Genomic DNA, 26,501 nt, shown 5'->3' with positions numbered 1-26,501 from the left:
AAGAATCGTGCAAGGCAAAGACTTTGACCGGATCGACATGCAAATTCTGGCGGCCTTGCAGGCCGATGGCCGCCTGTCCAGCACCGAACTCGCCGAGCGGGTTTCGCTGAGCGCGTCACCATGCTGGCGGCGTGTCAGGCGCCTGGAGGAGGACGGCGTCATCCGGGGATACCGGGCCGATATCGACGCCAAGAAGCTCGGCTTCAATGTCACGGCCTTCGTCCACATTTCACTGGATCAGAAGGGTGCCGACCGCGTTCGCGAATTCGAGGAGGCGGTCAGCCGCATTCCCGAGGTCCTGTCCTGCCATTGCGTTTCCGGCCGCTACGATCACCAGCTCACGGTGATTTCCCGCGATCTCGACACGTTCGGCGAACTCGCCCGCCACGTCCTGGGAGCGCTTCCAGGGGTCAAGGAGGTCTATACGTCGTTCGTTCTGAAAGAAGTGAAGAGCGCGGTGCAGGCAACCTGGAGCGCGCGGCGCTGACCATGTCCGTCGCGGCATGCGCAGGGCCAGGCTGAACCAGGCCGAACGCCAATAAGGTCGCGTCCGATCCAGGCTGGAGCGGCGCCGGCTCAGGTCGTTTCGCCGAAGTCCAGATGGACCGGCAGCACGACGTCCCTTTCCTGAAAACGCCCGCTGGCAAAACGGTCCAGCAGGATCTGTCCGGCGCGTTCGCCGATGGCATAGGCCGGCGACATCACGGTGGTGATCAGCGGCCGCGCATAACGGCGGGACTCGAAGCCGTTGAAACCGGCAATGCGCACCTGGCCGGGAATGGCGATGCCCCTTGCCTGCAGCAGCAGCATGGCGCCGATGGCCAGGCGGTCATTGGCGCCGAAGATGGCGTCGGGCAGCGGGTGGCTGTCGAGATAGGCCGCGACGCTGTCCTGGACGCTGTCGAAGTCTTCCGTCGCCGTGCGGATGATGTCGATGCTGGCTTCGGGCACCAGATGGGCCATCGCCTGGCAGAAGCCCGAGACGCGCGCCTCGATCGCCGACCATTCCGTTTCCGGCCTGATCACGAGATAGCGCGCGAGCCGGCGTGCCGCGAAGTGATCGGCCAGCACCCGCCCTCCGCCGGCGTCGTCCTGCCGGACCAGGCAGATATCCTCGGCCTCGGGTGCGCGCGTCTCCTGAAGCAGCACCACCGGCTGATCCAGCCGGATCAGCGCGTCGACGATCTCGGCGCGCCGGGCCGGCGGTCCGGACATGATCACGCAGAAGCCGTCCACCGCGAAGTTCTGCGTCACCATCGATTTGCTGAACTGCTGCGGCGGGATGCCCTGCACCATCAAGGTGTGGTTGTTGCGGCTCAGCACGTTGCTCAGCCCGGCGACCACCTGGGAGTTGAAGTGATCGGAGAGAAAGGCCTGGGTCTCGTCGACGACGGCGATGCCGACCGAGCGCCGATACGCGGTGCGCAAGCCGCGGGCGCTCTCCTGGACGCGGTAGTTGAGGCGCGCGATCTCCTTCTCGACCAGCTTGCGCGTCGCCTCGCCGACGAACTGGTGGCGGCCGTTGATGACGTTGGACACCGTCATCGGCGACACGTTCGCGGCGGCCGCGACGTCCTTGACGGTGACGCGCCGGCGTTTCGGATCGCGGTCGCCCGGCATCATGTGCCGCGCGCCATCAGGCCGGGCGCCGGGTCATCCTCTTTCGGCACCGCCGCCCTCCTTGATCCAGCCCTCGCCATCCGGCCTCCGGTCGTCCTCTGCCCATCCGTTCGGGATCGCCGGGATAGGAGCGATCCGCATCGCATCGACAACCCGTCCCGGGCCGAGATCCGGGCGGGCCGCATTTAACGATACAGGCCGCAGCGCGCGCCGGTGGCCCCGATACCAAATTGTCATATCCCCGATATTCGCGCCGGCCGCAAGGCAGCCAAGCGATCGGCCCGCCCCTCTTGACAGATCCGGGCCCTCTTCATGTAACGTTAAATGCCTTGAAATATCCGACACCGAATGCGGGCCGGCGGGCATAAGGGAGTGGAATGTGATCGTCGATTGCCATGTGAACGTGTTTGACGCCGCGCAGACCTTGCCGCTCTTTCACAGCCTGACCCCGACCTCCCGTCCCGGCGCCATGGGCCTCGCCGCCGACCCGGACACGCTCCACGACGCGATGGCGGCGGTCGACAAGGCGATCATCTTTTCGCTGCGCTACAAGGACTCGATCGGGGTCGACGGCGACGACGAGGTGACGGCACGGGCGGTGGCCAAATATCCCGAAAAATTCGTCGGCTTCGCCGCGGTCGATCCGCGCCGTGCCGACACCATGGATCTGCTGGTCCACGCGATCGAGGACCTGAAGCTGAAGGGCGTGAAGTTCGGCCCGATCTACAACGGCGTCTCGCTGCTCGATCCGCGCATGGTGCCGGTCTACGAATATCTGCAGAAGCACAACCTGCCGCTGACCATGCATATGGGCACGACCTTCGGCGCCAACGCGCCGGTGCACTATGGCCGACCGCTCGACGTCGACACCATTGCCGCGCGCTATCCCGACCTGAAGATGATCATGGCCCATATGGGCCACCCCTGGTACGAGGAATGCATCATCGTCGCGCGCAAGCAACCCAATGTCTATTGCGAGGTGTCGGCGCTGTATTACCGGCCCTGGCAGTTCTACAACATCCTGATCTGCGCCCAGGAATACCTGATCACCGAGCGTGACAAGATCTTCTGGGGCACCGATTTTCCCTGGAGCACAGTCGAGGAATCGATCCAAGGGCTGCGCAACATCAACGACCAGGTCGAAGGCACGCGCCTGCCGCGGGTGGCGGCCACCACGATCGACCGCATTCTCCATTCCAATCCGCTCGAGCACTGGTGGCACGGCGGCTATCCCGGCTGACCGGGCCGCGGCTTCCGGCACGCGGCCGCGCGGCACCTTCCCGTTCCAATTTCCCGTTCCCCCGCACCGCCCGTTTCGGGCGAGAGGACCATCCATGCATCTCGTTCAATACCGCGAAAACGATCACACGCGCCGGGTCGGCATCGTCGAGGCCGGTGGTTCGACCATTGCGCCGCTGGTCGGCTACGGCACCACCTACGACCTCGCCACCGCGGCGATCGCGCAAGGCTCGACGCTCGCCGCGTTCTGCGCGACGCTGCCGCGCGATGCGGCGGTCGACTATGACGATATCCTGGCGTCCGGCCGCATTCTCGCACCGCTCGATCATCCCGAGCCCGCGCGCTTCCTGGTCACCGGCACCGGCCTCACCCATCTCGGCAGCGCCGATGCCCGCGACAAGATGCATGCGCTTGAGCACGGCGAAGACGCCGAAATCTCCGATTCGATGAAGATCTTCCGGATGGGCATCGAGGGCGGCAAGCCGGCGGACGGCGCGGTCGGCGTTCAGCCCGAATGGTTCTTCAAGGGCGTCGGCACCTGCATCGTGGCGCCCGAAGCGCCGCTGGAGCTGCCGGCCTATGCGCTGGCGGGCGGCGAGGAGGCCGAGATCGTCGGCCTCTACCTCATCGGCCCCGACGGCACGCCGTGGCGCCTGGGTTTCGCCATGGGCAACGAGTTCTCCGACCAGGTGACGGAAGCGCTGAACTATCTCTACACCGCCCATTCGAAGCTCCGGCAATGTTCCATCGGACCGGAATTGCTGGTCGGCGAGCTGCCCGACCATGTCGAGGGCGCGGTTCGCATCCAGCGCGGCGGTGAGACGCTGTGGGAAGGCAAGTTCCTCAGCGGCGAAAGCAACATGTCGCACTCGATCCACAATCTCGAGCACTATCATTTCCGCTACGACACCTTCCGCCGGCCGGGCGACCTGCACGCCTATTTCATGGGCGCGGCCCTGCTCAGCTGCGCGCACGGGGTCACGGCCGAGGCCGGCGACCGTTTCGAGATCGACGTGCCGGCCTTCGGCCGGCCGCTGCGCAACACCATGACGGCGGTGGAAGCACCACGCTTCACGGTGAAGGCGCTCTGAACCATCCGGCCGGTCACCGTCCCGCTCGCGCGGCGCGGCGGCCGGCCTCCACACATCAGCAAAGACACCAGCGTGCAAAGGCGACGGCCCGGCTTTTCGCCGGCCGGCCAAAAGACTTTGGGGGGACACATGCAACCATCGGCCTTGGAACTCGAACGATCGACGATCCGCAAACTCGATCGCCGGATCATCTTCATACCCTTCATTCTCGCAGTGGTGTCGTTCATCGATCGGGTGAACATCAGCTACGCCGCCCTGCAGATGAACAACGACCTCTCGCTCACCACCACGACCTTCGCCTTCGGCGCCGGCATCCTGTTCCTGGGCTATTGCCTGTTCGAGATCCCCAGCAACCTGGCCCTGCAAAAGGTCGGCGCGCGGGTCTGGCTGGCGCGCATCGCCATCACCTGGGGCCTGATCACCATGGGCATGGCCTTCGTCGGCGGCATCTGGTCGTTCTACACGCTGCGCTTCCTGCTCGGCGTCGCCGAGGCCGGCCTGTTTCCCGGCGTCTATCTCTACCTGACCTATTGGTACCCCGATAAGCACCGCGGCAAGGCCAACGCACTGTTCCTGACCTGCATCCCGGTCGCGGTCATCGTCAGCGCGCCGCTCTCCGCCTGGCTCGTCAGCTTCGACAAGACGGTGCTGAACCTGTCCGGCTGGCAGCTGATGTTCCTGGTCGAAGGCGCGCCCGCCATTCTGCTCGGCTTCATTGTCCTGGCCGTCCTGCCGGATCGCCCCGCCCACGTCTCCTGGCTCACCGGGCCCGAGAAGAAATGGCTGACCGACACGCTCGAAAGCGAGACGCGCGCGGCCACCCGCGAAGGCCGGCACGATTTCGGCTTCGCCTTCCGCAGCCCGACGGTCTGGGGCTTCATCATCGCCTATTTCTGCTTCGCCTGCGGTTCATACGGCCTGACGCTGTTCCTGCCGCAAATTCTCGCGCAGATGAAGTTCACCACGCTGCAGACCGGCATGGTCGGCGCCTTGCCCTATGTCGCCGGCCTGGTCGCCATGGTCATCAACGGCAAGCATTCGGACGCCACCGGCGAGCGCCGCTGGCATTTCGCGCTGCCGATGATGATCGCCGGCGTCGCGATGTGGCTCGCCGGCATGACCATGGCCCAGCCGCTGGTGGCGCTGGCCTTCCTCACCATCGCCGGTGGCGGGCTCTATGCCTCGCTCGCCACCTTCTGGGCGCGGCCCATGGCCTTCCTGGCCGGCACGGCGGCGGCCGCCGGCATCGCGCTGATCAACTCGCTCGGCAATATCGGGGGCTTTGTCGGCCCCTACATGATCGGCTACCTGAAGGCGTCGACGGGCGACTATTCGATCGGCCTGATCGTGCTGGCGGGCATCCTCGTCCTCGGCGGCGTCATCTGGCTCCTGCTGCGTGACAAGCCGGCCCAGACCGCCTGAGGCCGTGCGTCTCCACGGCGAGGACGGCTTCGCGCGATCATATCGGATCGCGCGTCCGTCCTCGCTCGCGCCGTGCGGCGCCCGCCCCGGCGCCGCATTGGCCGCGGCCGGCGACGGCGAGGCCAGGGATGACGAGCCGAGGCAAACGGCCTCCTGTCGATCGTGCTGGTCAATGTCCCGACCGCGGACAACGGGGAAATACTGTTGAAAGACCTGCGGTATATCACTACCGGGAGTGGATTTTCCGATCGCGGCCGCTAGCCTTGGCGGGGTCGCGAGGCATCGAAATGGAATTTGCGCTCGACAAGACGTCTTTCGTCCCCTCGGAAAACCGGCGGGTCATCGGGAGCAGCGCGGGTCTCGGCTGGGCCGACATAGCGGGCGTGGTCGTCGACGCACCGGATCCCGACGAGAATGTCTACCATCCCGTCGAGGCGCTTGCGGTGGCCTGCTCCTTCCGTCCCTTCGAGGTGGAAGCCCTGGTCGGAGGCAAATCGCAAACCGGATCGGTCCAGAGCGGTTCCGTGACCATCTTTTCGCCGAACACGCGCATCGAGGTGCAGACCCGCGCTGCCACCCTCACATGTCACCTGTTCATGAAGCCGGCGTTCGTCTCGGGCGTGTCGAAAGAGATCTACGGCAAGACGATCGATCATTTCGACCTGGTATCGGTGCTCGGAGCCCCGGATTCGATCATTTCGCACCTGATGCAGGCCTTCAATGCCATGCTTGCCGAGCCGGATGGCCGGACGTTTCGCGGCGACTACATCGCGAGCGCCATCGCCAGCGAGCTTCTGACGCGGCATGCGGCCTTGATCGACGTGCCGCGACTGGAAGAAAATCGCGCGCGGCTCTCACCGCGCCAGATGGAAATGATCAGGGATTTTCTCGAAGGCAGCCTTGATGGCGATTTTCATTTTGGCGACCTCGCCGCAAGCATAGGCCTGAGCAGGACCACCTTCTTCGAACGTTTCACGCGCACGACCAACCGAACGCCCAACCAGTACCTTCAGTCGCTGCGCATCGGCAAAGCCAGGCAGCTTTTGAAGGAAACGAAGCTGCCGATCGCCGATGTCGCGGTGGCCAGCGGCTTTGCGGATCAATCGCATCTGACACGCTTCTTCAAGCGCATCGTCGGGATGTCTCCTGCGCATTACAGGAGAGAGTCATGAGCACAGACAACACCGACCCAAGGCGGCGGCCCATCGCATGCGGAGATGAGCAGCCCATCCGCTCCATAGCCCTCCCGTGACCGCAGCAGCTTTCGCGGCATCGCATTGGCGGCCAGGCAATCCGACCGAAGCGAGGTGGCGACGCCGCCGACAGCCAAGCAGGCCCAGCGCCACGCGCGCGCCAGCACGGGCGTTGCCGGCCGCCCAGTCTGCGATATACCCGGATGTTCGTCGAAACAGGTCGAACCCGTTTCATTTGACGGCAAAGCTTCAGCCGCCCCGGCCGCCCTCGAACCCTCCGTCCGGGCGCCTCCCGAACGGCCGCGCGACGGTCGACGATTTGTATTTTGTGATGTCGACGATCGCCAGGGAGATACCGACCACCTCGTCATCCTCGTCGCGCGCGGGCGACACCGTCGACAGCAAGATGCGACGGCCGTCGGGGGCCAGGCTTTCCATCGGCGGAAGAACGTTTCCGTTCGCGACCGCGCCGAGAATATCCGTCAGCATCGGCAGGGAATCGGGGCTCATGTCGTCGACGCGCCGGCCGACGATGTCGTTCAGTCCGATGCCGATCAAGGCGGCGAATTTCTCGTTGGCGCTGACGAAGCGGCGCGACATGTCGATGAAGCACAGGGCGAACGGCGCGGTCGCATAGATCGCATTCAGCTGCGCCAGCCGCAGGTTGCAGGAAAGATTCCGCGGCAGAATTTCGCACGCGCTCTCCCCGCGCGAGTTCAGAATGCGTCGGGCCAGCTTCGCAAGCGAGGGTCGTCCAAACAGGTAGCCCTGGCCAAAATCGCAACCGAGCCGGGTCAGCATGCGGGCCTCGTCGACGGTCTCGATCCCCTCCGCGATCACCGCCATCCCCAGGCTCTGCCCAAGGCCGATAATGGCGCTCACGATCTTGCGGCTGCCTCGTGACGTCGTCATCGTTCGTACGAAGCTCGCGTCGATCTTGATCCTGTCGAACGGCAGCGCCTGCAGCCGGGTGAGGCTGGAAAAGCCCGTTCCGAAATCGTCGAGCGCGATCCGCATGCCGAGAGCTTTCAACCGGGCGATCAAAGACCGTGCGGTTTCGAGATCGTCGATGAGCGCGCTCTCGGTGATCTCCAGGAGGATGCGCGGGAAGGGAAATCCGGTGCGCCGGATCGCCGCCTCGATTTGCGCCGGAAGGGCAGCGTCCCGGAACTGAACCGGCGAGATGTTGAAGGCGAGCTGAAACCGGCCGCCCCACTGACGGGCCGCCGTGCAAGCCGTCTCCATCAGATGTGTCGTCAGCGGCGCCATGAGCCCCGCCCGTTCCGCGACCGGGATGAAACGGCTGGGCGGCACAGCGCCCATTTCGTCGTCCTGCCAGCGTGCGAGCACCTCGAACCCCGCGACGGCCCCCACCGGCAGCGTGACGATCGGATGAAAGACCGGAAATATCTCACCGCGCTCGATCGCGCGTCGCAACCGCCTCTTGTCGATCATGGGGCGCGGAGCCGACGCCGAACCGTTCCAGGACTTTGCCGATACTGCATCCACCGCCGGGCTCCGAACATCGATCGCGAGCCCAAGATATGAAACCGGCAGCCGATGCAGACGCAATTTCGCAGAAGCGACAAGCTTCTTCAAAACGGCCAGAAATGGCGCAGTGGCCTGTTTCGAAATATTTCGACACGCGTTTGCAATAATAATATTACCGCGACTTATTGTCACGGAAAGGCCCGCAGCAACCGAACCTAAGTGCTTGGTGCCTCATGCTGGCGAGGCGGCCGAACAACTTGCGCATGTCGGAGAAGTTTTTACACACCTAGAGGTATGTAAACACCGTCAAGAGGCTTTGATAAGCTCTAAACGTCATACGTTATATTCGGATTCGGGCTACTCACGAAGATCTGCGATTCCGGTCAGAACATTTTGCATCCGTTCGATGCCGGCCCGTTCCCACGATGCCCATCCTTTGGGAGACGAACGTGGACGACGATCGCGATCTAGGACCTTTCCGCTTCGACGACGAGCCGCCAGCGCAAGACAAGGCGGCGAAATGCGCCGGGCATGTCGCGTCCTCGCGCGGCATCCAGCTGGCCGCGGTCGACGGCCGCCTGCATTCCGCTCCTTGTGCCGTCACGACCACCGGATGGTTCTTCCACGCGTTCGTCGCGCTTCCGACCGAAGGGTCGGCCCAAATCGATTCCGGCCCGGAACGGCCCATTCCGCATCTGGCGTTCTTTCGGCCCGGCCTTCCGATCAAATGGAACATCGGGTCGTTCGCCGCCGCCGTTTGTCAGTTTGAGCCAAGCTTCATGGCCGCTCTGACGGAGGCCGAACCTCACTTGCGATTGGACGCGCTGGACCTCGTCCTGGGCAAGGAATCCAAACGTCTGACTTACCTTGCCCAGCAAATTTTCCGTGAGTCGCTGTCGCCCGGCTTTGGAGCGACGCTTTTCGCGGAGGCCGCCGGCCTGGAGATCGCGCTGGAAATCGTTCGCTGCGATCGTGCCCTTGCGCTGGAAGCGGCGCCGCTGCGGGGTGGACTGGCGCCCTGGCAAATGCGACGGCTCGAATCCTATGTGGGCGAGCATCTGTCGGATGAACTGTCGCTGCAAAGCCTGGCAGCGCTGCTCGGCATGAGCCCGCGGCATCTGTCGCGCGTGGTGAAACACGACAAGGGCGTCGGCGTCCACCGCTGGGTCGCGGAACAGCGCCTGACCGAGGCCCGGCGGCTGTTGGCGCAGACCGGATTGCCGCTCCACGAAATCGCGCAGCGCACCGCGTTCAAGAGTCCCGGAGCCTTCTCCACGGCATTTCGCGCGGCCTGCGGCCTGTCGCCATCCGAATACCGGCGCCTCACGCTCCGGTGATCGCTTGGGCGAACCCGCCTCGCCACGATGGCGGCAGTTGCGCCGGCCTCGGGGAGAACGCTCATCGAAAAAAGGGAACGAAACCCGCGGATGGAAAACCATTCTGCCCGCCAACCGCTCCGCCCGGTCTCGATCCGACGCAAAGGGCTGGTATGAATCGACGACGATCAAGCATTCCGGGGCCTGCAGTTCGGCGGGTCATCGAAGGGATGGCGGACATGGCGATGTATGAACCTGGCGATTCCGGATGCCTGATTTGCGGCTTTCAAGGCTATGTCGCGCTCTTTGCGGACGGGTCGCCGACCTACGATATCTGCCCCAGTTGCGGATTCGAATCCGGTGTCGACTGCCGAGGGTGGGCGACCGAGAAGCGCAATAGGTTCCTCCGCCAACGCTGGCTCGACGACGGCGCGAGATGGTGGGCCACCGGCAGGCCACCTCCGCATGGCTGGAATGGCCTTGAGCAACTCCACGCCGCCGGGCTCATAGGGCCCCACGACGCAGACGAGGACGACAATGGCTGATCACACGACATCGCAAGCCCGATTCAGGACTGAAGATGGAATATCACCGGGCAGGGGTGTCGAAACGGACGAGAATCCGGGCTTCCATTTGGGAGCAAAGACGGCTGGCGGGCCGACGTCGAGCGGAACAAGCCACTGACCATCGTTGCAATCGTCAACGGCGAGAGGCGTTGCGTGTACGGTAAGGTGGGAGCTCTCGGTGACGAATGGAGGCCCGCTGATCGTAGTTCCGGTCCGCTACCGCCCCTACGCTGCGAGCCATATCGAGCCGAGAACCAGTTCCCTGTCGCGTTCGCCCGGACCGAACGACCTGCGCTGTCATCCGATCCGCTGCGGTGCGTCCAAAGCGAGCGCTTCTGCCAAGCGTGGTCACCTGGAACGCAATTTGCGCCGGGCGTGTGTTTCGTGGTGCGCGGTCGCTCCCGCATCACCGAAAAGATTCCGAATTGAAACGCGCCTTCATGCGCAGCTTGCGGCGGGAACAACGGCTCCCCCGCAACCGTTGGGCCGCTCGATACGAGCAGCCAGCCGTCGTGGGGGATAGCGACGGGCCATCACTGGCGGGCAGCGCAGGATGGCCGGCAATTTAAGCCGTTGATTTCGCTGACGAAATATTGACAGAATGAATGGCGCACCCATCAGGATTCGAACCTGAGACCTTTGCCTTCGGAGGGCAACGCTCTATCCAGCTGAGCTATGGGTGCAAGCCGGCGACGCAACGCGTCGGTGACACGTCTTTAGCGGATCGTCGTGGCCTCGGCAATCGCCGTTGCGCAAGGTCTTCCGTTGTCGGTGAAACAAGTGACGGATAGAAGCGCGGAGCTCGGGCGGATCGCGCCACCGGGCGCCAACGCCCGGGGGAGCCCCTTTTGCTGCATCCGTTGATCCGGACCGCCGGCCTTGTCGCCGCGACGGCTGTCGTCACCGCCGGGCTGACCCAGCCGGCCGCCGCGGCGGAAGCCCTGGACGGACGGAACCTGAGCCTCTGGTGGGGCTTGCCCTTTGTCGGCCTGCTGTTGTCGATCGCCACCGGCCCGGTGTTCTATCCCCATGCCTGGGAGCATCATTACGGCAAGATCGCCGGCCTCTGGGCCGCGCTGGTGATCGTGCCGCTGTTCCTGCTGGTGCCGCCAGGCCAGGCGGTCATCGGCCTCGGCCATGCCCTACTGATCGAATATCTGCCCTTCATCATCCTGATCTTCGCGCTTTACACCATTGCCGGCGGCATCGTGGTCACCGGCAACCTGCATGGCTCGCCGGCGACCAACGGCGCCATCCTGGCGATCGGCGCGGTGCTGGCGAGCCTGGTCGGCACCACCGGGGCCTCGATGATCCTGATCCGGCCGATCATCCGCGCCAATGACGACCGCATCCACAATGTCCATGTCGTGGTGTTCTTCATCTTCATCGTGTCGAATTGCGGCGGCGCGCTGACGCCGCTCGGCGACCCGCCGCTGTTCGTCGGCTTCCTCAAGGGCGTCGACTTCTTCTGGACCACCCGCTTCCTGCTGGCCGAGACGGTGGTGGTGGTCGGGCTGCTGCTCGCGGTGTTCTGCGCGATCGACGCCTTTCTCTACGCCCGCGAGGGCCGCACCAAACCGGATCCGACGCCGGATTCGCGCGTGGGCGTGAAAGGCCTCGGCATGCTCGGCCTGATCGCCGTGGTGGTGGGCGCGGTCCTGCTGCGCGGATCCTGGGCGCCGGGGATCTCGTTCCGCTGGCTCGGCCTCGACTTTCCGCTCCAGGACCTGGTGTCGAACCTCGCCATGCTGGCGGCGGGGCTGGCCTCGCTCAAGCTCGCCAAACCCGAACACCGCATCCAGAACGGCTTCAACTGGGGGCCGGTCGCCGAGGTCGCCAAGCTGTTCGCCGGCATCTTCGTCTGCATCGTGCCGGTTCTGGCGATCCTGGCCGCCGGCCGCAACGGCGCGGCGGCGCCGCTGGTCCAGCTGGTGTCCAGGCCCGACGGCACGCCCGACGCCGTCATGTATTTCTGGCTGACCGGCCTTTTGTCGTCGTTCCTCGACAATGCGCCGACCTACCTGGTGTTCTTCGAGCTCGCCGGCGGCGACCCGGCAACCCTGATGGGGCCGCTCGCCACGACGCTCGCCGCGCTCTCCACCGGCGCGGTGTTCATGGGCGCCAACAGCTATATCGGCAATGCGCCGAACTTCATGGTCTATGCCATCGCCAAGGACAAAGGCGTGAGAATGCCGTCCTTCTTCGGCTACATGGCCTGGTCGATGACGATCCTGATTCCGACCTTCATCCTGGTCACCGTCCTGTTCTTCATGCCGGGGGCGCCGCTCGCCGGCTGGTGACCGGCGCGGGCCCGCGGCGCGCCGCGAAGCGGGGTTCACCCGGCTTGCGGCTGCCGCGCGGCATGGTTATCTGGCATGGGGACAGGATGCCTTGCTTGCCATGATCCGCTTCGTCTTGCGCCTTATCGGCTTTGTTTTGATCGCGCTCGGCTTCATCGCGCTGGTCATCGACGGCACCAAGTCGATCGCCGGCGGCCGGCTGATCTATACGGTCATCGGCGAAACGTGGCGGACCCTGCATCCCGACAGCCTGCAGGCGGTGCAACCGGCGCTCGAAACACGGGGGCTCGGCTGGCTGTGGGACCCGATCATGCTGACCCTGCTGATCCTCCCCACCGCGCTTGCCGGCCTCGGCCTCGGCGCCCTGCTGATGATCGCCGGGCGCAAGCATGAACCGCGGATCGGCGTCATCGGCCGGCGCTGATGCGCAGCGCAGGCCGGCCATGCAGGTTCATGCAGGCTTGTTCACTCTCGCCGCCGGCTCGGGTAACGTTTGGCGGCTGCCGAGCGAATTGCGGGTTATCCTAGCCCTCTCGAGTACGGACCCCAGGACCTTCAAGGAGGTTTTCCATGTTCTCGTTCAAGAAGCTTGCAGTGCCGGCCGCCCGCGAGGCCCTGCCCGGCCGGACCACCGCCATTCCGACGGCCGAGCGCCATTTCGTCAATGGCCGGCCGCTGAAGGGCCCCTATCCGGAAGGCCACGAGACAATCATCGCCGGGCTCGGCTGCTTCTGGGGCGCCGAGCGCAAGTTCTGGCAATTGCCGGGGGTCTGGGTGACCGCCGTCGGCTATGCCGCCGGGCTGACGCCCAACCCGACCTATGAGGAGGTCTGCTCCGGCATGACCGGCCACAACGAGGTGGTGCTGGTGGTCTATGATCCGGCCCAGGTGTCGACCGAGGCGGTGTTGAAGACCTTTTGGGAAAGCCACGACCCGACCCAGGGCATGCGCCAGGGCAATGATGTCGGCACGCAATATCGCTCCGGCCTCTATGTCACCAGCGCGGCCCAGCGGGCGGCGGCGGAAGCCTCCAAGGCGGCCTACGCCAAGGCGCTGGGCGGCCAGGGTTACGGCGCAATCACCACCGAGATCCTCGACGCCCCGGAGTTCTATTTCGCCGAGGATTATCACCAGCAATACCTGGCCAAGAACCCGCGCGGTTATTGCGGGCTCGGCGGCACCGGCGTCTCCTGCCCGATCGGCACGGGAGTGGCGGCGTGAAGCCGACCGCCGAGGCCAAGGATCTCGCCGCCGCCGCCGCGGGCCATGCCCGCGCGGCCGGCCGGCTGATCGCCTCGGAACCGGATCACGTCAAGGCGGTGCATCTCGCCAGGCGCCACATCAAGCGCGCGCGCAGCCTGCTGCGCGCGCTCAAGCCGCTGGCCGCCGAGGCGGTGGCGCGGGAGAACGCGCTGCTGCGCGCCTTCGCCCACGCACTGGCGCCGTTGCGCGACGCCCACGCCCTCGACGAGGCGGCCCAGGCGGTCGGCGCCAGCGGCTCGGTCATGACCCAGGGCAATACCCTGGATCTCGACGCCTTGGGGCGGGCGCTGCAGCGCCAGGCCAAGACGATCGCACGCCTGCCGCTGGAGCGCGCGCCCCGCCAGTTCCTGGCGCGGGCCATGCAGCGCGCCTACCGGCGGGCGCGGCAGTCGTTCCGGAGCTATGAGGCCGGGCACCTGGCCGAGCCGCTGCACGAGGCGCGCAAGCGCATCAAGGACTGCCTGCATCTCATCGAGGCCCTCGACGAGGTCCGGCCGAAGGGCGCGCGGCCCAAGGCCGGCAAGCTCGATCAGCTGGGCGAGCTGATGGGCTCGATCCGCGACCTCGACCTGCTGGCCCAGCGGCTCAGGCGCGAGGCCGCGCCGGAGCACAAGCTCGCCCGCATCGCCGCGCGCCACATCCGGCTGGAGCGGGCGGTGACCCGCGCCGGCGCCAAGGCCTTCGCGGCCACGCCCAAGGCCGTCAGGCAGGCCTGGAAACACGCCTGACCATTTCGCATGTTGGAGCCGAACCCATGACCGGCATGGCGCACCGCTGGCGGCCGATGCGCAACAGCGACCTCGGCCGGGTCTCGGCCATCGCGGCCGCGGTCCATCCCGACTTTCCGGAAGACGACGCGGTCTTCGCCGAGCGGCTGGCGCTCCATCCGGCTGGCTGCTTCATGCTGGAGGCGGCCGACCAGCCGGCGGGTTATCTGCTCAGCCATCCCTGGCGGTTCGGGCAATTGCCCGCGCTCAACGCGCTTCTAGGGCGCCTGCCGGACGCGCCCTCGACCTATTACCTGCACGATGTCGCCCTGCTGCCCGCGGCACGCGGCAGCGGCGCGGCATCGGCCATCGTCGCCGCCCTGGTGTCCCATGCCGCCGGGCAAGGCCTGCCCAACCTGTCGCTGGTGGCGGTCAACGGCTCGCAAGGCTTCTGGCAGCGTCATGGTTTCTCGGTCCACGCCGATCCGGCGCTGGCCGACAAGCTCGCCAGCTATGACGCCGATGCCCGGCTGATGGTCCGGGTGATCGGCGCCTAGCCGCAAGGCTCAACGGCTCAAGGACAAGGGCCTGTTCCCGGACCACCGGCATCCACCGCCGCAAAAGGCACGCGCGGTGCTTCGCCATGCCGATCCGATCCAAGGGCCATGGTCACCGTGCGGCCTGATCCACCCCAATCCTTACGGCCTCCTTATCGCGGCCGGCCGCGTTTCCCATCGCTCCCTTACGGCGTTCGGGCCTATCACGGGCTCGATCCGCAGTGCCGAGGGAGACAGCCATGTCTTCGACCTTTCCACTTTCCCGATCGGCATTCGAGCCGCTTCGCCTCATCTGTGGCCGCAATTCCGCCGGCCTCTGGGTGCTGCAAAGCGTCGACGGCGGCTATGGCTCGCTGTTTCCCTCGCGCCACGCGGCGCTGGACGAGGCCATGACCGAGAATGGCGGCGAGCCGGTCGATATCGTGCTGGTCGCCGAGACCGTCGAGCTGGATTTTCGTCCGCGGCCGGATCTCGCCCGGGGGCCGGCGCGGATCGACCGGGGCCAGGGTGCCGGGCCGCCACGCCCCGCGGTACCCGGCAGCGCTTCCGTCATCCCCGCCTGGTTCGGCGGGACCGGCCGGCGGGGCGTCCGATCGGCCTTCGGATTTCCGGGCCTGGGCTTGCCGGGCTTCGTTACCGCCAGCATGGCGTTGATCGTCATGGCGGCCGGCCTGCTCGCCGCCATCAACCCGTTGTGAATGCAGCCGCCATGACCCGCAAGGACAGGACCACCAAGGCTCTCGCGACCCAGGCTCCGGCCGACAGATCGCGCTACGCCGAAGCCCGCCGGCGCGGCCTGGCGCTGATATTCCTGGCCAATGGCGCGGGCGTGTTGCTGGCCCTGGCGGTCGCCGCCATCCTGCGGTTCTGAACGCACCGGCGGCCCGCCGGCCTGGCCGGCATCGCCATCCCCCGTTCCGCCACCCGTGACATTTGCCGCGTTTTCTGCAAGATGCCGCGATCTTGGACCCTGTTCCTCCGGGGAATGGGGCCGCGCAGAGCGATGTGCCGATGAGTTCCTTCACGCTCGCCGATCTCGAGACCGTCGTGGCGGCGCGTGCCGCGGCCTTGCCCGAGCAGAGCTATACCGCCACGCTGATCGCCAAGGGCCCGGTGCACTGCGCCAAGAAGTTCGGCGAGGAGGCGGTCGAGACCGTCATTGCCGCCACCCAGGGCGAGCCGACCGCGCTCGTCGCGGAGAGCGCCGACCTGCTGTTCCACCTCATGGTCGTGTGGAAGAGCCGCGGCGTCAGTCTCGACACCGTGATGGCCGAGCTCGGCCGGCGCACGCATCAGTCCGGCCACGCGGAAAAGGCGTCGCGCGGCGACAAGCTTGGCGAGGCCGGCCGATGAACGAAGGTCCGCTGCCCGAGGAGATGATCGGAGCTGCCATGGTGCCGGATGCCGACGCTCCCTCGCCCTATCGTGTGTTCACCCGCGCCGAATGGGCCGCCAAGCGCGCCGACACGCCGATGACGCTCACGCCGGACGAGGTGACCAGGCTCAAATCGTTCACCGACCAGCTGTCGATCGACGAGGTCGAGGCGATCTATCTGCCGATCTCGCGCCTCCTGTCCTTCTATGTCGCGGCCCAGCAGAAGCTGTCGCGCGCCAGCCAGTCCTTCCTCGGCGCGACCGACGTGAAAATCCCCTTCGTGATCGGCGTCGCCGGCTCGGTCGCGGTCGGCAAATCGACCACGTCGCGCGTCCTGCAGGCGCTGCTGTCGCGCTGGTCCAACACGCCGAAAGTCGATCTCGTCACCACCGACGGCTTCCTGTTCCCGAACGCCTATCTGGAACGCGAAGACCTGATGAAGAAAAAGGGCTTCCCCGAAAGCTACGACACCAAGTCGCTGCTGCGCTTCCTGGCCGACGTCAAGGCCGGCAAGCGCCATGTCAAGGCGCCGGTCTATTCGCACCTGGTCTATGACGTCGTGCCCGGCGGCAGCGTCGAGGTCGACCGCCCGGACATCCTGATCGTCGAAGGCCTCAACGTGCTGCAGACGGGCCGGCCGCCACGCGACGGCAAGGCCATCCCCTACGTCTCCGACTATTTCGACTTCTCGGTGTTCATCGATGCCGAGGAAGAGGTGCTGGAGCATTGGTATCTGGAGCGCTTCATGCGCCTGCGCGAGACGGCTTTCCGTGACCCGCAGAGCTATTTCCGCCGCTATGCCGAGAAGACCGAATTCGAGGCGATGAAGACGGCCCTGGCGCTCTGGTACGGCATCAACCTGGTCAACCTGCGCGACAATATCCTGCCGACCCGCCAGCGCGCCAAGCTGATCCTGAAGAAGGACCGGAACCACCGGATCGAAAGCGTCAACCTGAGACGGGTGTGAGGCGGGCGCCGGCGCGCCCCATCCCATCGGACAGGATGACAGCGCCGCGACACTCGGTTAGGACCGCCGCTTAGTGATTATGGCTCTTCGAACGGATGGGCTGGGCGACATTTTTCGCGGGCTTTTTCGATAGCGAGCAGCTGAAGTCGTGGATGGCCGGGACAAGCCCGGCCAAGACGGAGAGAGCACGGCGATGGCGGCCCGGCACCACTTCCGTATGCTCGCGCCACTTCGTCTTGGCCGGGTTTGTCCCGGCCATCCACGCATTTATCCGTTCGCGTCAATCAAGCCGTCATAATCACTGCGCAGCAGTACCAGCTGCCGCGGCCAATCCGGAGCCTTGAGGAAACACCCATGTCCTACGAGACCATCATCGTCGAAACCCGCGGCAAGGTCGGCCTGATCACGCTCAATCGTCCGAAGGCGATGAATGCGCTGAACAGCCAGGTCATCGGCGAGATCAACACGGTGCTCGACGGTTTCGAGCGCGATCCGGGCATCGGCGCCATCGTCATCACCGGTTCGGACAAGGCCTTCGCCGCGGGCGCCGACATCATGGAGATGAAGGCCAAGACCTATCCGGAAACCTATCTGGAAGACTTCATCACCACCTGGGACCGGATCGGCCAGCGCCGCAAGCCGATCGTCGCGGCGGTCGCCGGCTATGCGCTGGGCGGCGGCTGCGAGCTCGCCATGATGTGCGATTTCATTCTGGCCGCCGATACCGCCAAGTTCGGCCAGCCGGAGATCAAGCTCGGCGTCATGCCCGGCGCCGGCGGCACCCAGCGCCTGACCCGTTTCGTCGGCAAGTCGAAGGCCATGGAAATGTGCCTGACCGGCCGGCTGATGGATGCCGCGGAAGCCGAGCGGGTCGGCCTCGTCTCGCGCGTGATTCCGGCTGCCGACCTGGTCGCCGAGGCCATGAAGGTCGCCGGCCAGATCGCCGACCTGTCGCTGCCGGCGGTCATGATGACCAAGGAATCGGTCAACCGCTCCTATGAGACGACGCTGGCCGAGGGCATCCGCTTCGAGCGCCGGGTGTTCCACGCCATGTTCGCCACGGCGGACCAGAAGGAAGGCATGGCGGCCTTCGCCGAGAAGCGCCCGGCCGACTTCAAGAACCGCTGACGGCGCGACGCGCCGCAAGCGCCGGGCCGCGCCGCGAGCGCGGCGGGAAATGCTCTGGGCGCGCGGGAGCCCTGCGGCAGGGCATGCCCGTGCGCCTTTTCATCGCCGCACAGGCGTTCATGATCGAGGCCAAGATCCTCGAAGGAATTGACATGCCTGTTTCTCTCGCCGACGTCTCCACCGCCAATGCCAGCCGCTATCTGCAACAGCTGTGCAAGCATTGGAGCCACAAGTTCCAGGTCGAGTTCGATGCCCATACCGGCAAGATCCCGTTCAGCGACGACGCGCAACTGATCCTCAGCGCCAATGGCGATGTTTTGTCCTTGCGGCTCGATGCGACGCCTGAGCGCCTGCCGACCCTCGAACAGGTCGTCGACGAGCACCTGAAGCGCTTCGCCTTCCGCGAGGAGCTGCATATCGACTGGCGGCCGGCGGCCTGACGGACCGATCGCGGCACCGCGCGAAAAGCCTCTCGCCGCAACGCAACAATCTGTGGCACCATCCCGCTGATTTGACTGTCGCATGATCGGGCGGAGACCGGCGCTCGTAAGAGGCTCGGGTTTCCGGGGTCCCTGATCCTGCTCTGAGGCCGGCTTGCCCGGCTGCTGGAGGCCGGCCGCATGACCTTCGTGACTGATCTGCTCGCAACCGTCACCCGGCGCAGCCGGCAGTTGATCGGCTGGGGTCCGGAGGCAGCCACCGGGCGCTCGCCCGCCGATATCCTGGAGCTCGCCGGCGAACTCCTGTCCCGCCGCGGCGAGGCTTCGGGCGTGGCGCTCGCGCGCGACATCATTGCCGGCTATCGGGCGCTCGATGCCAAGGGCCGCACCGCCGTTCTCGGCGCGGTCGCCGAGCGCTTCGGCGCCGACCATGGCAAGCTCGAGACGGCCATCGCCGCCTATCAGGCCGCCCCCTCGGCGGCCGCCACCGCCCATCTGCACGTCGCAGCCGAACCGCGGCGCCAGGAGCTGATCCGCCGGCTGAACCTGGCCCCGGGCGGCACGCTGTCGCTGGTCCGGCTGCGCGAAGACCTGCTGGCCCGGCTCGCCGACCATCCCGACCTGAAGGTGCTCGACACCGATCTCGTCCACCTGTTCTCGTCCTGGTTCAATCGCGGTTTCCTGGTGGTCCGGCGCATCGACTGGTCGACGCCGGCCAATATCCTGGAAAAGATCATTCGGTATGAGGCGGTGCACCAGATCCGCGACTGGGACGATCTGCGCCGCCGGCTGCAGCCGGAAGACCGGCGCTGCTACGCCTTCTTCCATCCCCAGCTCGACGACGAGCCGCTGATCTTCGTCGAAGTGGCCTTGACCACGGAAATACCCGGCGCCATCGGCCCGCTGATCGCCGAGGGCGGCGTGCCGGTGGCGGCCGACGAGGCCCGGGTCGCGGTGTTCTATTCGATCTCCAACTGCCAGGACGGGCTGGCCGGCATTTCCTTCGGCTCGTTCCTGATCAAGCAGGTGGTGGAGGAATTGAAACGGGAACTGCCGAAACTCTCGACCTTCGTGACGCTGTCGCCGGTTCCCGGCTTCGCGCGCTGGCTCAACCAGGAGCGTGAAGCCGAGACCTCCGATCTCGCGCCGGAGGACCGCGAGGCGCTGCGCGGCCTCGACAAGCCCGACTGGCGCGCCGACAGCCTGGCCGCGGAGCGAACCGACCGGGTGCTGGCACGCGCCGCCGCCCGCTATTTCATCACGGCGAAATCGGCGAGCGGGCGGCCGCTCGACCCGGTCGCGCGGTTCCATCTCGGCAATGGCGCCAGGCTCGAACGGATCAATCCGGGCGCCGACCTGTCGCCCTCGGGGTTGAAGCAATCATACGGCGTGATGGTCAACTACCTCTACGACCTGCCGCGCATCGAAGAAAACCACGAGGCTTATGCCGAACGGCGCGCGGTGGTGACCAGCGCGGCGGTCAAGAAGCTCGCCGGCAGCAAGAGCTGACGCGTCCGGCGCGGGCGCGCCCGACAAGAGCCGGCAAAGCCCCGCGCCTCCATGCAACAAGATTACGTGTCTCACAGACCTGTGTTTTGGCGGAAAATTCTTCTCTCCCTAGGGTTTGGGCGAAGCTGCGCAACAATGCGCGGCGCGCCATAACAATCCGGAGGAAGCCCATGACGATCAGCCGAACCAGCCTTCTCGCTGCCGCCGCCGTGCTCACGCTGATAGGCGGCGCGGCGCAAGCGCAACAGGCCAACATGTCCTTCTTCATCACCTCGGCCGGCCCCGGACGCGGCGCCGATCTCGGCGGGCTGGAGGGCGCCGACCGGCATTGCCAGGCGCTCGCCCAGGCCGCCGGTGCCGGGGCCCGCACCTGGCGCGCCTATCTGTCGACGCAGGGTGCGGGTGCCGTGAATGCGCGCGACCGCATCGGCCGCGGCCCCTGGCAGAACGCCCGCGGCGTGGTCATCGCCAAGGATGTCGCCGAGCTGCACGGCACCAACAATCTCAACAAGCAGACGGCGTTGACCGAAAAGGGCGAGCCGGTGAACGGCCGCGGCGATACGCCGAACATGCACGACATCCTCACCGGGTCGCAGGCCGACGGCACCGCCTTTGCCGGCGCCGACGACCGGACCTGCGGCAACTGGACCAAGAGCGGCGAAGGCTCCGCCATGGTCGGCCATCACGACCGCACCGGCCTCGACACGTCGCCGCCGGCCTTGTCGTGGAACACCTCGCATCCGTCGCGCGGCTGCGGCATCGAAGCGCTGAAAGCCACCGGCGGCAACGGCCTGTTCTACTGCTTCGCCACCAACTGAACCGGCTGGACGATGACGGCCTGCGCCGGACCCGGGGCGGGCCGTCTTCCCCGGCCGGCGCCCGGCGATCAGGCCTTCTGCCCCGGCGGCCGGTCCAGCCATAGCATCGTCAGCCAGATCGCGGCGGCAAGGCAGGCCGCCATGCCGAGTGCCAGCCCCCACCAGGACAACCCCATCAGCAGGACGGCCAGAAGAGCCAGCCCCCAAACCGGCGCGGCCGCCAGAAGCGCTGGCACCATCAGGATGGCCCCGGCGATCTCATTGTCCCAGCCGGTGAGGTCGACGCCCCAATAGATGACGATGCAACAGCCGATGGCGATCAGGCCGAGCGCCAGAAGACGCATCGTCCAGGCCCATCCGGAGCCGATGGCGGCCTGCGCCTGCGTGGTGAAATAGGCGAGATCATGGGCGCCATTGGCGGTCGTCACGGGAAACCGGCGCGCCTCCGCCGCCGAGACCGGCACGAGCCGGCCGTCCTGCTGGCGCACGATCAGCGTCACCGGCGTGGGGCCAGCGACCTGCAGGCCATAGGAGATCGCGAGATCGCCGATCCCAGGCGCCGCCGGATCGGCCGCCGACACGATGCGCCCGTCGACCATGCGCAGATCCGCGCGGCCGAGTTTTGCGGCGAGCGCCGGCAGGGCCTCGGCCGAGACCGGCTGGCGGACCAGGGGCGCGACGGCGCCTGCGAGCCGCGGATCGAGCGGCAGGTCGCCGATCAGGAAACCCGGTGCGTCGATGGTCCTCGACGTCAGCGGCATGGGCGGATTGCTGCGTCCGTCGGGCTTGCCGTCGACGGTCAGCAGCGCCGTCGGATAGCCGAAGCCGAGCCAGCGGGATACGATGGTCCGGCCGGCGGAATCGGGCGAGGCGAGCCGCATCCACTGGAACATGTCGACCTGGCGGGTGAGCCTCAGACCGTCCGCCTTGAAACCCGTATCGGGATCGACGATCGGCGCGGAGGCCGCGACATTGCCGGTGACATGGACGAGCCGGCCATTATGGGCCGGGTCCAGGCGCGCCGCATCGATCGAAACGATGCCGGCCGAGAGCCGGTCGATGCCGCGGCGCAGGCGCCGGTCGATATGCTGGCCGACCACCATGAGCAGGATCGCGGCGAGCACGCAGCCGGCGGCCAGGAAATATTGGGTCGGCAGCCGGTGCCCTGATGTCGCGGTGCTGTTCATCGCCTCGGTGCCGTCGGGTTGGCGGCAACCGAGGCTGCCCTTGCCCATGTTCAGCACGGCAATGTTTCCGCGTTCTTGCGCCTCTTCCGGAAAAGCGTTGCGCCGTCCGAAACGCCGCGGGCTGGACATGCGGGCGGTTCGCCACCCGTGGCTCGCCCAGCAAAAAGGGCGGCCTCGCGGCCGCCCTGTTGGTCGTCATGGATCGGCCCGAAGGCCTCGCAGCGAACCGCTCACTCGGCGGCGTCGCCCTCTTCCTTCTGCTTCTTCTCGAGATCTTCGCCGGTCGCCTGGTCGACGATCTTCATCGACAGGCGGGTCTTGCCGCGATCGTCGAAGCCGAGCAGCTTCACCTTGACCTTGTCGCCTTCCTTGACCACGTCGGTCACCTTGCCGACCCGCTGATTGGCGAGCTGCGAGATGTGGACGAGACCGTCGCGCGAACCGAAGAAGTTCACGAAGGCGCCGAAATCGACGACCTTGACGACGGTGCCGTCATAGATCTGGCCGAGCTCGGGCTCCTGGGTGATCGACTTGATCCAGTTGACCGCGGCGCGGATCGACTCGCCGTTGGCGGACGCCACCTTCACGGTGCCGTCGTCCTCGATATTGATCTTGGCGCCGGTCTTCTCGACGATCTCGCGGATCACCTTGCCGCCGGTGCCGATGACTTCACGGATCTTGTCGGTGGGGATCTTGAAGCTCTCGATGCGCGGCGCATGTTCGCCGAGCTCCGAGCGGGCCGCGGTGAGGGCATTGGCCATCTCGCCGAGGATGTGGGCGCGGCCGTCCTTGGCCTGGCCGAGCGCGACCTTCATGATCTCCTCGGTAATGCCGGCGATCTTGATGTCCATCTGGAGGGAGGTGACGCCCTCCGAGGTGCCGGCCACCTTGAAGTCCATGTCGCCGAGGTGATCCTCGTCGCCGAGGATGTCGGAGAGCACCGCGAAGCGCTCGCCTTCCAGGATCAGGCCCATGGCGATACCGGCGATCGGGCGCTTGATCGGCACGCCGGCGTCCATCAGCGACAGCGAGGCGCCGCAGACGGTGGCCATGGACGAGGAACCGTTGGACTCGGTGACCTCGGAGACGACGCGGATGGTGTAGGGGAACTCGTGCTTCTCCGGCAGCATCGGGCGCACGGCGCGCCAGGCGAGCTTGCCGTGGCCGACTTCGCGGCGGCCCGGACGGCCCATGCGGCCGGCTTCACCCACCGAATAGGGGGGGAAGTTGTAGTGCAGCAGGAAGTTTTCCTTGTAGGTGCCGTTCAGCGCGTCGATGAACTGCTCGTCTTCCGCCGTGCCCAGCGTGGTGACCACCAGCGCCTGCGTCTCGCCGCGGGTGAACACGGCCGAGCCGTGGGTGCGCGGCAGGATGCCGACTTCCGAGACGATCGGACGGACCGTCTTCAGGTCGCGGCCGTCGATGCGCGAGCCGGTGTCGAGGATGTTCAGGCGAACGACCTTGGCCTCCAGCTCCTTGAACACGCCGGCGACGACCTGCTTGTCCTGCTTGCCTTCCGATGCGTCGCCGGCGAACTGGGCCAGCGCGGTCTTCTTGACGTCGCCGACGGCGGCGTAGCGGGCGGTCTTCTCGCGGATCGAATAGGCGGCGCGCAGGTCCTTCTCGACCAGGGCCAGCATGTCCTTCTCCAGCGCCGAATGGTCCGGCGGGGTGAAGTCGCGCGGTTCCTTGGCGGCCTTCTCGGCGAGCGCGATGATCGCGTTGATCACCGGCTGGAAATATTTGTGGCCGAACATGACGGCGCCGAGCATGACCTCTTCGGACAGCTCCTGGGCTTCCGATTCAACCATCAGCACGGCGTCGGCGGTGCCGGCGACGACCAGGTCGAGCTTCGAGTCCTTGACGTCGTCGACATAGGGGTTGAGCACGTATTCGCCGTCGATGTAACCGACGCGAGCGGCACCCACCGGGCCCATGAAGGGCACGCCGGAGAGGGTGAGGGCGGCGGAGGCGGCGACCATGGCGACGATGTCGGGATCGTTTTCCATGTCATGCGAGAGCGTGGTGACGATCACCTGCGTCTCGTTCTTGTAGCCTTCGACGAACAGCGGCCGGATCGGCCGGTCGATCAGGCGCGACACCAGCGTCTCGCGCTCGGTCGGCTGTCCTTCACGCTTGAAATAGCCACCGGGAATGCGGCCGGCGGCGAAGTACTTTTCCTGGTAGTTGACCGTCAGCGGGAAGAAGTCGATGCCGGCCTTCGGCTCGAAATTGGAGACGACGGTGGCGAGCACGGTGGTCTCGCCATAGGTGGCGAGCACGGCGCCGTGGGCCTGGCGGGCGATCTTGCCCGTCTCGAGGACCAGCTTGCGACCACCCCAGGTGATCTCCTCGCGGTGAATATCGAACATGGCTTTTTTCCTTTCTCGGACCTACGGACGGCAAATAGCCATGGGCAAGACGGCAAGAGGCTCGTCTCGCGGCGTCAAGCGCCCCGAGCCCCTTGCGATCCTGCCATGGCGATCGGTCTGTCCAGTGTGTGGCCTTGTTGAGCCAGGGCCGCGATCTGCGCGGCCCCTCGGTGCGGGGGCTCCCGGGATGGGATAGGCCCCTCGAATGCGAAACGGCCCCGCCCGCTGTTCAAGCGGCAGGGCCGGTCCGGATATCAGCGGCGGATGCCGAGGCGCTCGATCAGCGCCTTGTAGCGCGGCTCGTCCTTGCGCTTGACATAGTCGAGCAGCGAACGGCGCTGCGAAACCATCTTCAGAAGACCACGGCGGGAGTGATTGTCCTTCACGTGGCTCTTGAAATGCTCGGTGAGGTTGGTGATGCGCTCGGTGAGGATGGCAACCTGAACCTCGGGCGAACCAGTGTCGCCGGCCTTCAGGGCGTATTCCTTGATGAGCTCGGCCTTACGGGCGTCAGAAACCGACATCGGTCAAATCCTTGTGTCATGGGTGTTGGTCTTGCGGCCGCGCCGGGATGTCGTCCAGCGTGGTCGAATGGCTCCGCGGGCAATGCTCGCTATGTGCGCCTGGGCGGACCCGGTGGTACAGATCGTGCCACCGAAGGCGCGGCTTATACACGAAAACGGCGCAAAGGGAAGCGAGACGGTGGCCCGTCGGCTCTCGCCATTCCCCGCCCGCTCCCGGCGCGGCATGATGAGCCGGCATCCGCCGGCCCGATCTCCCGAACGGAACCGCCGGAAACGACTTCTCGGATTGAACCATGACCGCAAGCACGCCCATCGCCATGCCCCAGCCGCCCGTCGACGGCCGCCAGTCGGAGCGGGCGCTGGCCATTGCCCGCGGCACGACCCGGCTCTTGGCCGCGCTCGACTTCGCCGTGGTGGCGGAACTGCCGCTGCCGTCGGGCCGGCGCGCCGACCTGGTCGCGCTCAATTCGGCCGGCACGCTGTGGATCGTCGAGGTCAAATCGTCGATCGAGGATTTCCGCACCGATCGCAAATGGGGCGACTATCGTGCCCATGCCGACCGGGTGCTGTTCGCCGTCGCACCGGATTTCCCGGTCGCGATCCTGCCCGAGGATGCCGGCCTGATCCTGGCCGACGCCCATGCCGGCGAACTGGTGCGCGACGGCGTCGCGACGCCGCTGGCATCAGCCACCCGCAAGGCCATGCTCATCCGTTTCGCCCGCGCCGCGGCCGGCCGGCTGACCTTGCTGCACGACCCCCAGGCGCGCGGCACCTGGGATCTCTAGGACGGCCGGGATCGGCGACGAGAACTCAGCGCGGCGCGCGCTTGGCCAGGATGCGCTGCAAGGTGCGCCGGTGCATGCCGAGCCGGCGGGCGGTCTCGGAGACGTTGCGGCTGCACAGTTCATAGACCCGCTGGATATGTTCCCAGCGGACCCGATCCGCCGACATCGGATTTTCCGGCAGCTCGCTCATCGGCCGGGCGACGGCCAGAAGGGCGGCGAACACATCGTCGGCATCGGCGGGCTTGGCGAGATAGTCCACCGCGCCGAGCTTCACCGCGTTGACCGCGGTGGCGATATTGCCATAGCCGGTGAGGATGACGCCGCGCGCGTCGGGACGGGCGGTCTTCAGCGCCGAAATGACGTCGAGGCCGTTGCCGTCGCCCAGCCGCATGTCGACCACGGCGAAGGCCGGCGGCTTGGCCGCGACCACGGCGAGGCCCTGGGCCACGCTTTCGGCCGGCGTCACGGCGAAGCCGCGCGCCTCCATGGCCCGGCACAGGCGCTGCAGGAACGGCTTGTCGTCATCGACGACCAGGAGCGAGCGATCCGCCGGCAATTCGACCGATGCCGTGTGGTTGGCGGATTCAATCTCGAGCATTGTCTTGCACCTCGGTCGACGGTCATGGCACCA

General features: G+C 66.4%; 26 protein-coding genes and 1 tRNA gene. 20 read left to right on the top strand and 7 right to left on the bottom strand.

All coding sequences use genetic code 11. The features are described 5' to 3' along the window. The first annotated feature begins 7 nt into the window (after nt 1-7). On the top strand, nt 8-487 hold the full coding sequence (locus AC07WJ_RS12740) for an Lrp/AsnC family transcriptional regulator (protein ID WP_494934964.1): 480 nt from the start codon (nt 8-10) through the stop codon (nt 485-487). A gap of 89 nt (nt 488-576) precedes the next feature. Here the strand turns inward: AC07WJ_RS12740 and AC07WJ_RS12735 are convergent, their stop codons facing one another. Then, nucleotides 577-1,623: a LacI family DNA-binding transcriptional regulator gene (locus AC07WJ_RS12735; RefSeq protein WP_494934963.1), complete on the bottom strand. Its 1,047-nt coding sequence runs from the start codon at nt 1,621-1,623 to the stop codon at nt 577-579. Nucleotides 1,624-2,017: 394 nt separating this feature from the next. Between AC07WJ_RS12735 and AC07WJ_RS12730 the strand changes: the two genes are divergently transcribed. The 4 genes from AC07WJ_RS12730 (at nt 2,018) to AC07WJ_RS12715 (ending at nt 6,544) form a co-directional block, all read left to right on the top strand. Beyond that, complete coding sequence (locus AC07WJ_RS12730; protein ID WP_494934962.1) at nt 2,018-2,860, top strand: amidohydrolase family protein; 843 nt, start codon at nt 2,018-2,020, stop codon at nt 2,858-2,860. Between the two features lie 94 nt (nt 2,861-2,954). After that, nucleotides 2,955-3,950, top strand: a complete 996-nt coding sequence (araD1, locus tag AC07WJ_RS12725) for an AraD1 family protein (protein WP_494934961.1) — start codon at nt 2,955-2,957, stop codon at nt 3,948-3,950. Nucleotides 3,951-4,079: 129 nt separating this feature from the next. After that, nucleotides 4,080-5,372 carry an MFS transporter gene (locus tag AC07WJ_RS12720; protein WP_494934960.1) on the top strand — a complete coding sequence of 431 codons (1,293 nt, stop codon included), beginning with the start codon at nt 4,080-4,082 and terminating at the stop codon, nt 5,370-5,372. Between the two features lie 287 nt (nt 5,373-5,659). Further along, nucleotides 5,660-6,544: a helix-turn-helix domain-containing protein gene (locus tag AC07WJ_RS12715; protein WP_494934959.1), complete on the top strand. Its 885-nt coding sequence runs from the start codon at nt 5,660-5,662 to the stop codon at nt 6,542-6,544. Nucleotides 6,545-6,814: 270 nt separating this feature from the next. Here AC07WJ_RS12715 and AC07WJ_RS12710 read toward each other — a convergent pair whose 3' ends face one another. Then, on the bottom strand, nt 6,815-8,020 hold the full coding sequence (locus AC07WJ_RS12710; RefSeq protein WP_494934958.1) for an EAL domain-containing protein: 1,206 nt from the start codon (nt 8,018-8,020) through the stop codon (nt 6,815-6,817). Nucleotides 8,021-8,505: 485 nt separating this feature from the next. Between AC07WJ_RS12710 and AC07WJ_RS12705 the strand changes: the two genes are divergently transcribed. Next, the gene (locus tag AC07WJ_RS12705) at nt 8,506-9,393 is read left to right on the top strand and encodes a helix-turn-helix transcriptional regulator (protein ID WP_494934957.1); all 888 of its coding nucleotides are present in this window, start codon (nt 8,506-8,508) and stop codon (nt 9,391-9,393) included. Nucleotides 9,394-10,544: 1,151 nt separating this feature from the next. On the opposite strand, the gene AC07WJ_RS12700 is transcribed toward AC07WJ_RS12705, so the two are convergent. Then, nucleotides 10,545-10,621 (bottom strand) — tRNA-Arg (locus AC07WJ_RS12700). A gap of 168 nt (nt 10,622-10,789) precedes the next feature. Here AC07WJ_RS12700 and AC07WJ_RS12695 point away from each other — a divergent pair. The 13 genes from AC07WJ_RS12695 to AC07WJ_RS12635 all read left to right on the top strand — a co-directional run bounded on the left by AC07WJ_RS12695 (nt 10,790) and on the right by AC07WJ_RS12635 (nt 21,002). Then, on the top strand, nt 10,790-12,238 hold the full coding sequence (locus tag AC07WJ_RS12695) for a sodium:proton antiporter (protein ID WP_494935583.1): 1,449 nt from the start codon (nt 10,790-10,792) through the stop codon (nt 12,236-12,238). Nucleotides 12,239-12,338: 100 nt separating this feature from the next. After that, nucleotides 12,339-12,662, top strand: coding sequence for a hypothetical protein (locus AC07WJ_RS12690; RefSeq protein ID WP_494934956.1), 324 nt, complete (start codon nt 12,339-12,341; stop codon nt 12,660-12,662). Nucleotides 12,663-12,808: 146 nt separating this feature from the next. Then, nucleotides 12,809-13,459, top strand: a complete 651-nt coding sequence (msrA, locus tag AC07WJ_RS12685) for a peptide-methionine (S)-S-oxide reductase MsrA (RefSeq protein WP_494934955.1) — start codon at nt 12,809-12,811, stop codon at nt 13,457-13,459. Continuing rightward, the gene (locus AC07WJ_RS12680) at nt 13,456-14,229 is read left to right on the top strand and encodes a CHAD domain-containing protein (RefSeq protein WP_494934954.1); all 774 of its coding nucleotides are present in this window, start codon (nt 13,456-13,458) and stop codon (nt 14,227-14,229) included. Before msrA ends, AC07WJ_RS12680 begins: the two co-directional genes overlap by 4 nt. A 26-nt stretch (nt 14,230-14,255) precedes the next feature. Next, entirely contained in the window at nt 14,256-14,765 is a 510-nt protein-coding gene (locus AC07WJ_RS12675; RefSeq protein ID WP_494934953.1) for a GNAT family N-acetyltransferase, read from the top strand. Between the two features lie 239 nt (nt 14,766-15,004). Further along, the gene (locus tag AC07WJ_RS12670) at nt 15,005-15,463 is read left to right on the top strand and encodes a hypothetical protein (RefSeq protein ID WP_494934952.1); all 459 of its coding nucleotides are present in this window, start codon (nt 15,005-15,007) and stop codon (nt 15,461-15,463) included. An 11-nt stretch (nt 15,464-15,474) separates the two neighbouring features. Further along, nucleotides 15,475-15,636, top strand: coding sequence for a hypothetical protein (locus tag AC07WJ_RS12665; RefSeq protein ID WP_494934951.1), 162 nt, complete (start codon nt 15,475-15,477; stop codon nt 15,634-15,636). A 140-nt stretch (nt 15,637-15,776) separates the two neighbouring features. Continuing rightward, entirely contained in the window at nt 15,777-16,118 is a 342-nt protein-coding gene (locus tag AC07WJ_RS12660; protein ID WP_494934950.1) for a phosphoribosyl-ATP diphosphatase, read from the top strand. Then, on the top strand, nt 16,115-17,107 hold the full coding sequence (coaA, locus tag AC07WJ_RS12655; protein WP_494934949.1) for a type I pantothenate kinase: 993 nt from the start codon (nt 16,115-16,117) through the stop codon (nt 17,105-17,107). The genes AC07WJ_RS12660 and coaA overlap by 4 nt, the downstream gene beginning before the upstream one ends. 354 nt (nt 17,108-17,461) lie before the next feature. Then, nucleotides 17,462-18,235, top strand: a complete 774-nt coding sequence (locus AC07WJ_RS12650; RefSeq protein ID WP_494934948.1) for an enoyl-CoA hydratase — start codon at nt 17,462-17,464, stop codon at nt 18,233-18,235. 152 nt (nt 18,236-18,387) lie between these two features. Then, nucleotides 18,388-18,675, top strand: a complete 288-nt coding sequence (locus tag AC07WJ_RS12645; RefSeq protein WP_494934947.1) for a DUF2218 domain-containing protein — start codon at nt 18,388-18,390, stop codon at nt 18,673-18,675. Between the two features lie 180 nt (nt 18,676-18,855). Continuing rightward, the gene (locus AC07WJ_RS12640) at nt 18,856-20,184 is read left to right on the top strand and encodes a malonyl-CoA decarboxylase (protein WP_494934946.1); all 1,329 of its coding nucleotides are present in this window, start codon (nt 18,856-18,858) and stop codon (nt 20,182-20,184) included. Nucleotides 20,185-20,354: 170 nt separating this feature from the next. Further along, complete coding sequence (locus tag AC07WJ_RS12635) at nt 20,355-21,002, top strand: hypothetical protein (protein WP_494934945.1); 648 nt, start codon at nt 20,355-20,357, stop codon at nt 21,000-21,002. Nucleotides 21,003-21,070: 68 nt separating this feature from the next. Here AC07WJ_RS12635 and AC07WJ_RS12630 read toward each other — a convergent pair whose 3' ends face one another. The 3 genes from AC07WJ_RS12630 to rpsO all read right to left on the bottom strand — a co-directional run bounded on the left by AC07WJ_RS12630 (nt 21,071) and on the right by rpsO (nt 25,085). Then, nucleotides 21,071-22,318: a TMEM43 family protein gene (locus AC07WJ_RS12630; RefSeq protein WP_494934944.1), complete on the bottom strand. Its 1,248-nt coding sequence runs from the start codon at nt 22,316-22,318 to the stop codon at nt 21,071-21,073. A 101-nt stretch (nt 22,319-22,419) separates the two neighbouring features. Further along, a complete protein-coding gene (pnp, locus tag AC07WJ_RS12625) occupies nt 22,420-24,561 on the bottom strand; it encodes a polyribonucleotide nucleotidyltransferase (protein WP_494934943.1) in 2,142 nt (713 codons plus the stop codon). 254 nt (nt 24,562-24,815) lie between these two features. Next, nucleotides 24,816-25,085, bottom strand: a complete 270-nt coding sequence (gene rpsO / locus AC07WJ_RS12620; protein ID WP_136960669.1) for a 30S ribosomal protein S15 — start codon at nt 25,083-25,085, stop codon at nt 24,816-24,818. Between the two features lie 293 nt (nt 25,086-25,378). Between rpsO and AC07WJ_RS12615 the strand changes: the two genes are divergently transcribed. Beyond that, a complete protein-coding gene (locus tag AC07WJ_RS12615) occupies nt 25,379-25,870 on the top strand; it encodes an MmcB family DNA repair protein (protein ID WP_494934942.1) in 492 nt (163 codons plus the stop codon). A gap of 25 nt (nt 25,871-25,895) precedes the next feature. Here the strand turns inward: AC07WJ_RS12615 and AC07WJ_RS12610 are convergent, their stop codons facing one another. Beyond that, on the bottom strand, nt 25,896-26,468 hold the full coding sequence (locus tag AC07WJ_RS12610) for an ActR/PrrA/RegA family redox response regulator transcription factor (RefSeq protein ID WP_494934941.1): 573 nt from the start codon (nt 26,466-26,468) through the stop codon (nt 25,896-25,898). Between the last annotated feature and the right edge of the window lie 33 nt (nt 26,469-26,501).

The organism is Phreatobacter sp. GW821-FHT04C01 (assembly GCF_059420385.1).
This window is presented reverse-complemented; position numbering and strand designations above follow the sequence as displayed.

Coding starts and splice junctions, on each gene's coding strand:
- AC07WJ_RS12735 (WP_494934963.1), bottom strand. CDS start 1,623: ATGATGCCGGGCGACCGCGATCCGAAACGCCGGCGCGTCACCGTCAAG.
- araD1 (WP_494934961.1), top strand. CDS start 2,955: ATGCATCTCGTTCAATACCGCGAAAACGATCACACGCGCCGGGTCGGC.
- AC07WJ_RS12720 (WP_494934960.1), top strand. CDS start 4,080: ATGCAACCATCGGCCTTGGAACTCGAACGATCGACGATCCGCAAACTC.
- AC07WJ_RS12715 (WP_494934959.1), top strand. CDS start 5,660: ATGGAATTTGCGCTCGACAAGACGTCTTTCGTCCCCTCGGAAAACCGG.
- AC07WJ_RS12710 (WP_494934958.1), bottom strand. CDS start 8,020: ATGATCGACAAGAGGCGGTTGCGACGCGCGATCGAGCGCGGTGAGATA.
- AC07WJ_RS12690 (WP_494934956.1), top strand. CDS start 12,339: ATGATCCGCTTCGTCTTGCGCCTTATCGGCTTTGTTTTGATCGCGCTC.
- msrA (WP_494934955.1), top strand. CDS start 12,809: ATGTTCTCGTTCAAGAAGCTTGCAGTGCCGGCCGCCCGCGAGGCCCTG.
- AC07WJ_RS12675 (WP_494934953.1), top strand. CDS start 14,256: ATGACCGGCATGGCGCACCGCTGGCGGCCGATGCGCAACAGCGACCTC.
- AC07WJ_RS12670 (WP_494934952.1), top strand. CDS start 15,005: ATGTCTTCGACCTTTCCACTTTCCCGATCGGCATTCGAGCCGCTTCGC.
- AC07WJ_RS12665 (WP_494934951.1), top strand. CDS start 15,475: ATGACCCGCAAGGACAGGACCACCAAGGCTCTCGCGACCCAGGCTCCG.
- AC07WJ_RS12660 (WP_494934950.1), top strand. CDS start 15,777: ATGAGTTCCTTCACGCTCGCCGATCTCGAGACCGTCGTGGCGGCGCGT.
- coaA (WP_494934949.1), top strand. CDS start 16,115: ATGAACGAAGGTCCGCTGCCCGAGGAGATGATCGGAGCTGCCATGGTG.
- AC07WJ_RS12650 (WP_494934948.1), top strand. CDS start 17,462: ATGTCCTACGAGACCATCATCGTCGAAACCCGCGGCAAGGTCGGCCTG.
- AC07WJ_RS12645 (WP_494934947.1), top strand. CDS start 18,388: ATGCCTGTTTCTCTCGCCGACGTCTCCACCGCCAATGCCAGCCGCTAT.
- AC07WJ_RS12640 (WP_494934946.1), top strand. CDS start 18,856: ATGACCTTCGTGACTGATCTGCTCGCAACCGTCACCCGGCGCAGCCGG.
- AC07WJ_RS12635 (WP_494934945.1), top strand. CDS start 20,355: ATGACGATCAGCCGAACCAGCCTTCTCGCTGCCGCCGCCGTGCTCACG.
- AC07WJ_RS12630 (WP_494934944.1), bottom strand. CDS start 22,318: ATGTCCAGCCCGCGGCGTTTCGGACGGCGCAACGCTTTTCCGGAAGAG.
- pnp (WP_494934943.1), bottom strand. CDS start 24,561: ATGTTCGATATTCACCGCGAGGAGATCACCTGGGGTGGTCGCAAGCTG.
- rpsO (WP_136960669.1), bottom strand. CDS start 25,085: ATGTCGGTTTCTGACGCCCGTAAGGCCGAGCTCATCAAGGAATACGCC.
- AC07WJ_RS12615 (WP_494934942.1), top strand. CDS start 25,379: ATGACCGCAAGCACGCCCATCGCCATGCCCCAGCCGCCCGTCGACGGC.
- AC07WJ_RS12610 (WP_494934941.1), bottom strand. CDS start 26,468: ATGCTCGAGATTGAATCCGCCAACCACACGGCATCGGTCGAATTGCCG.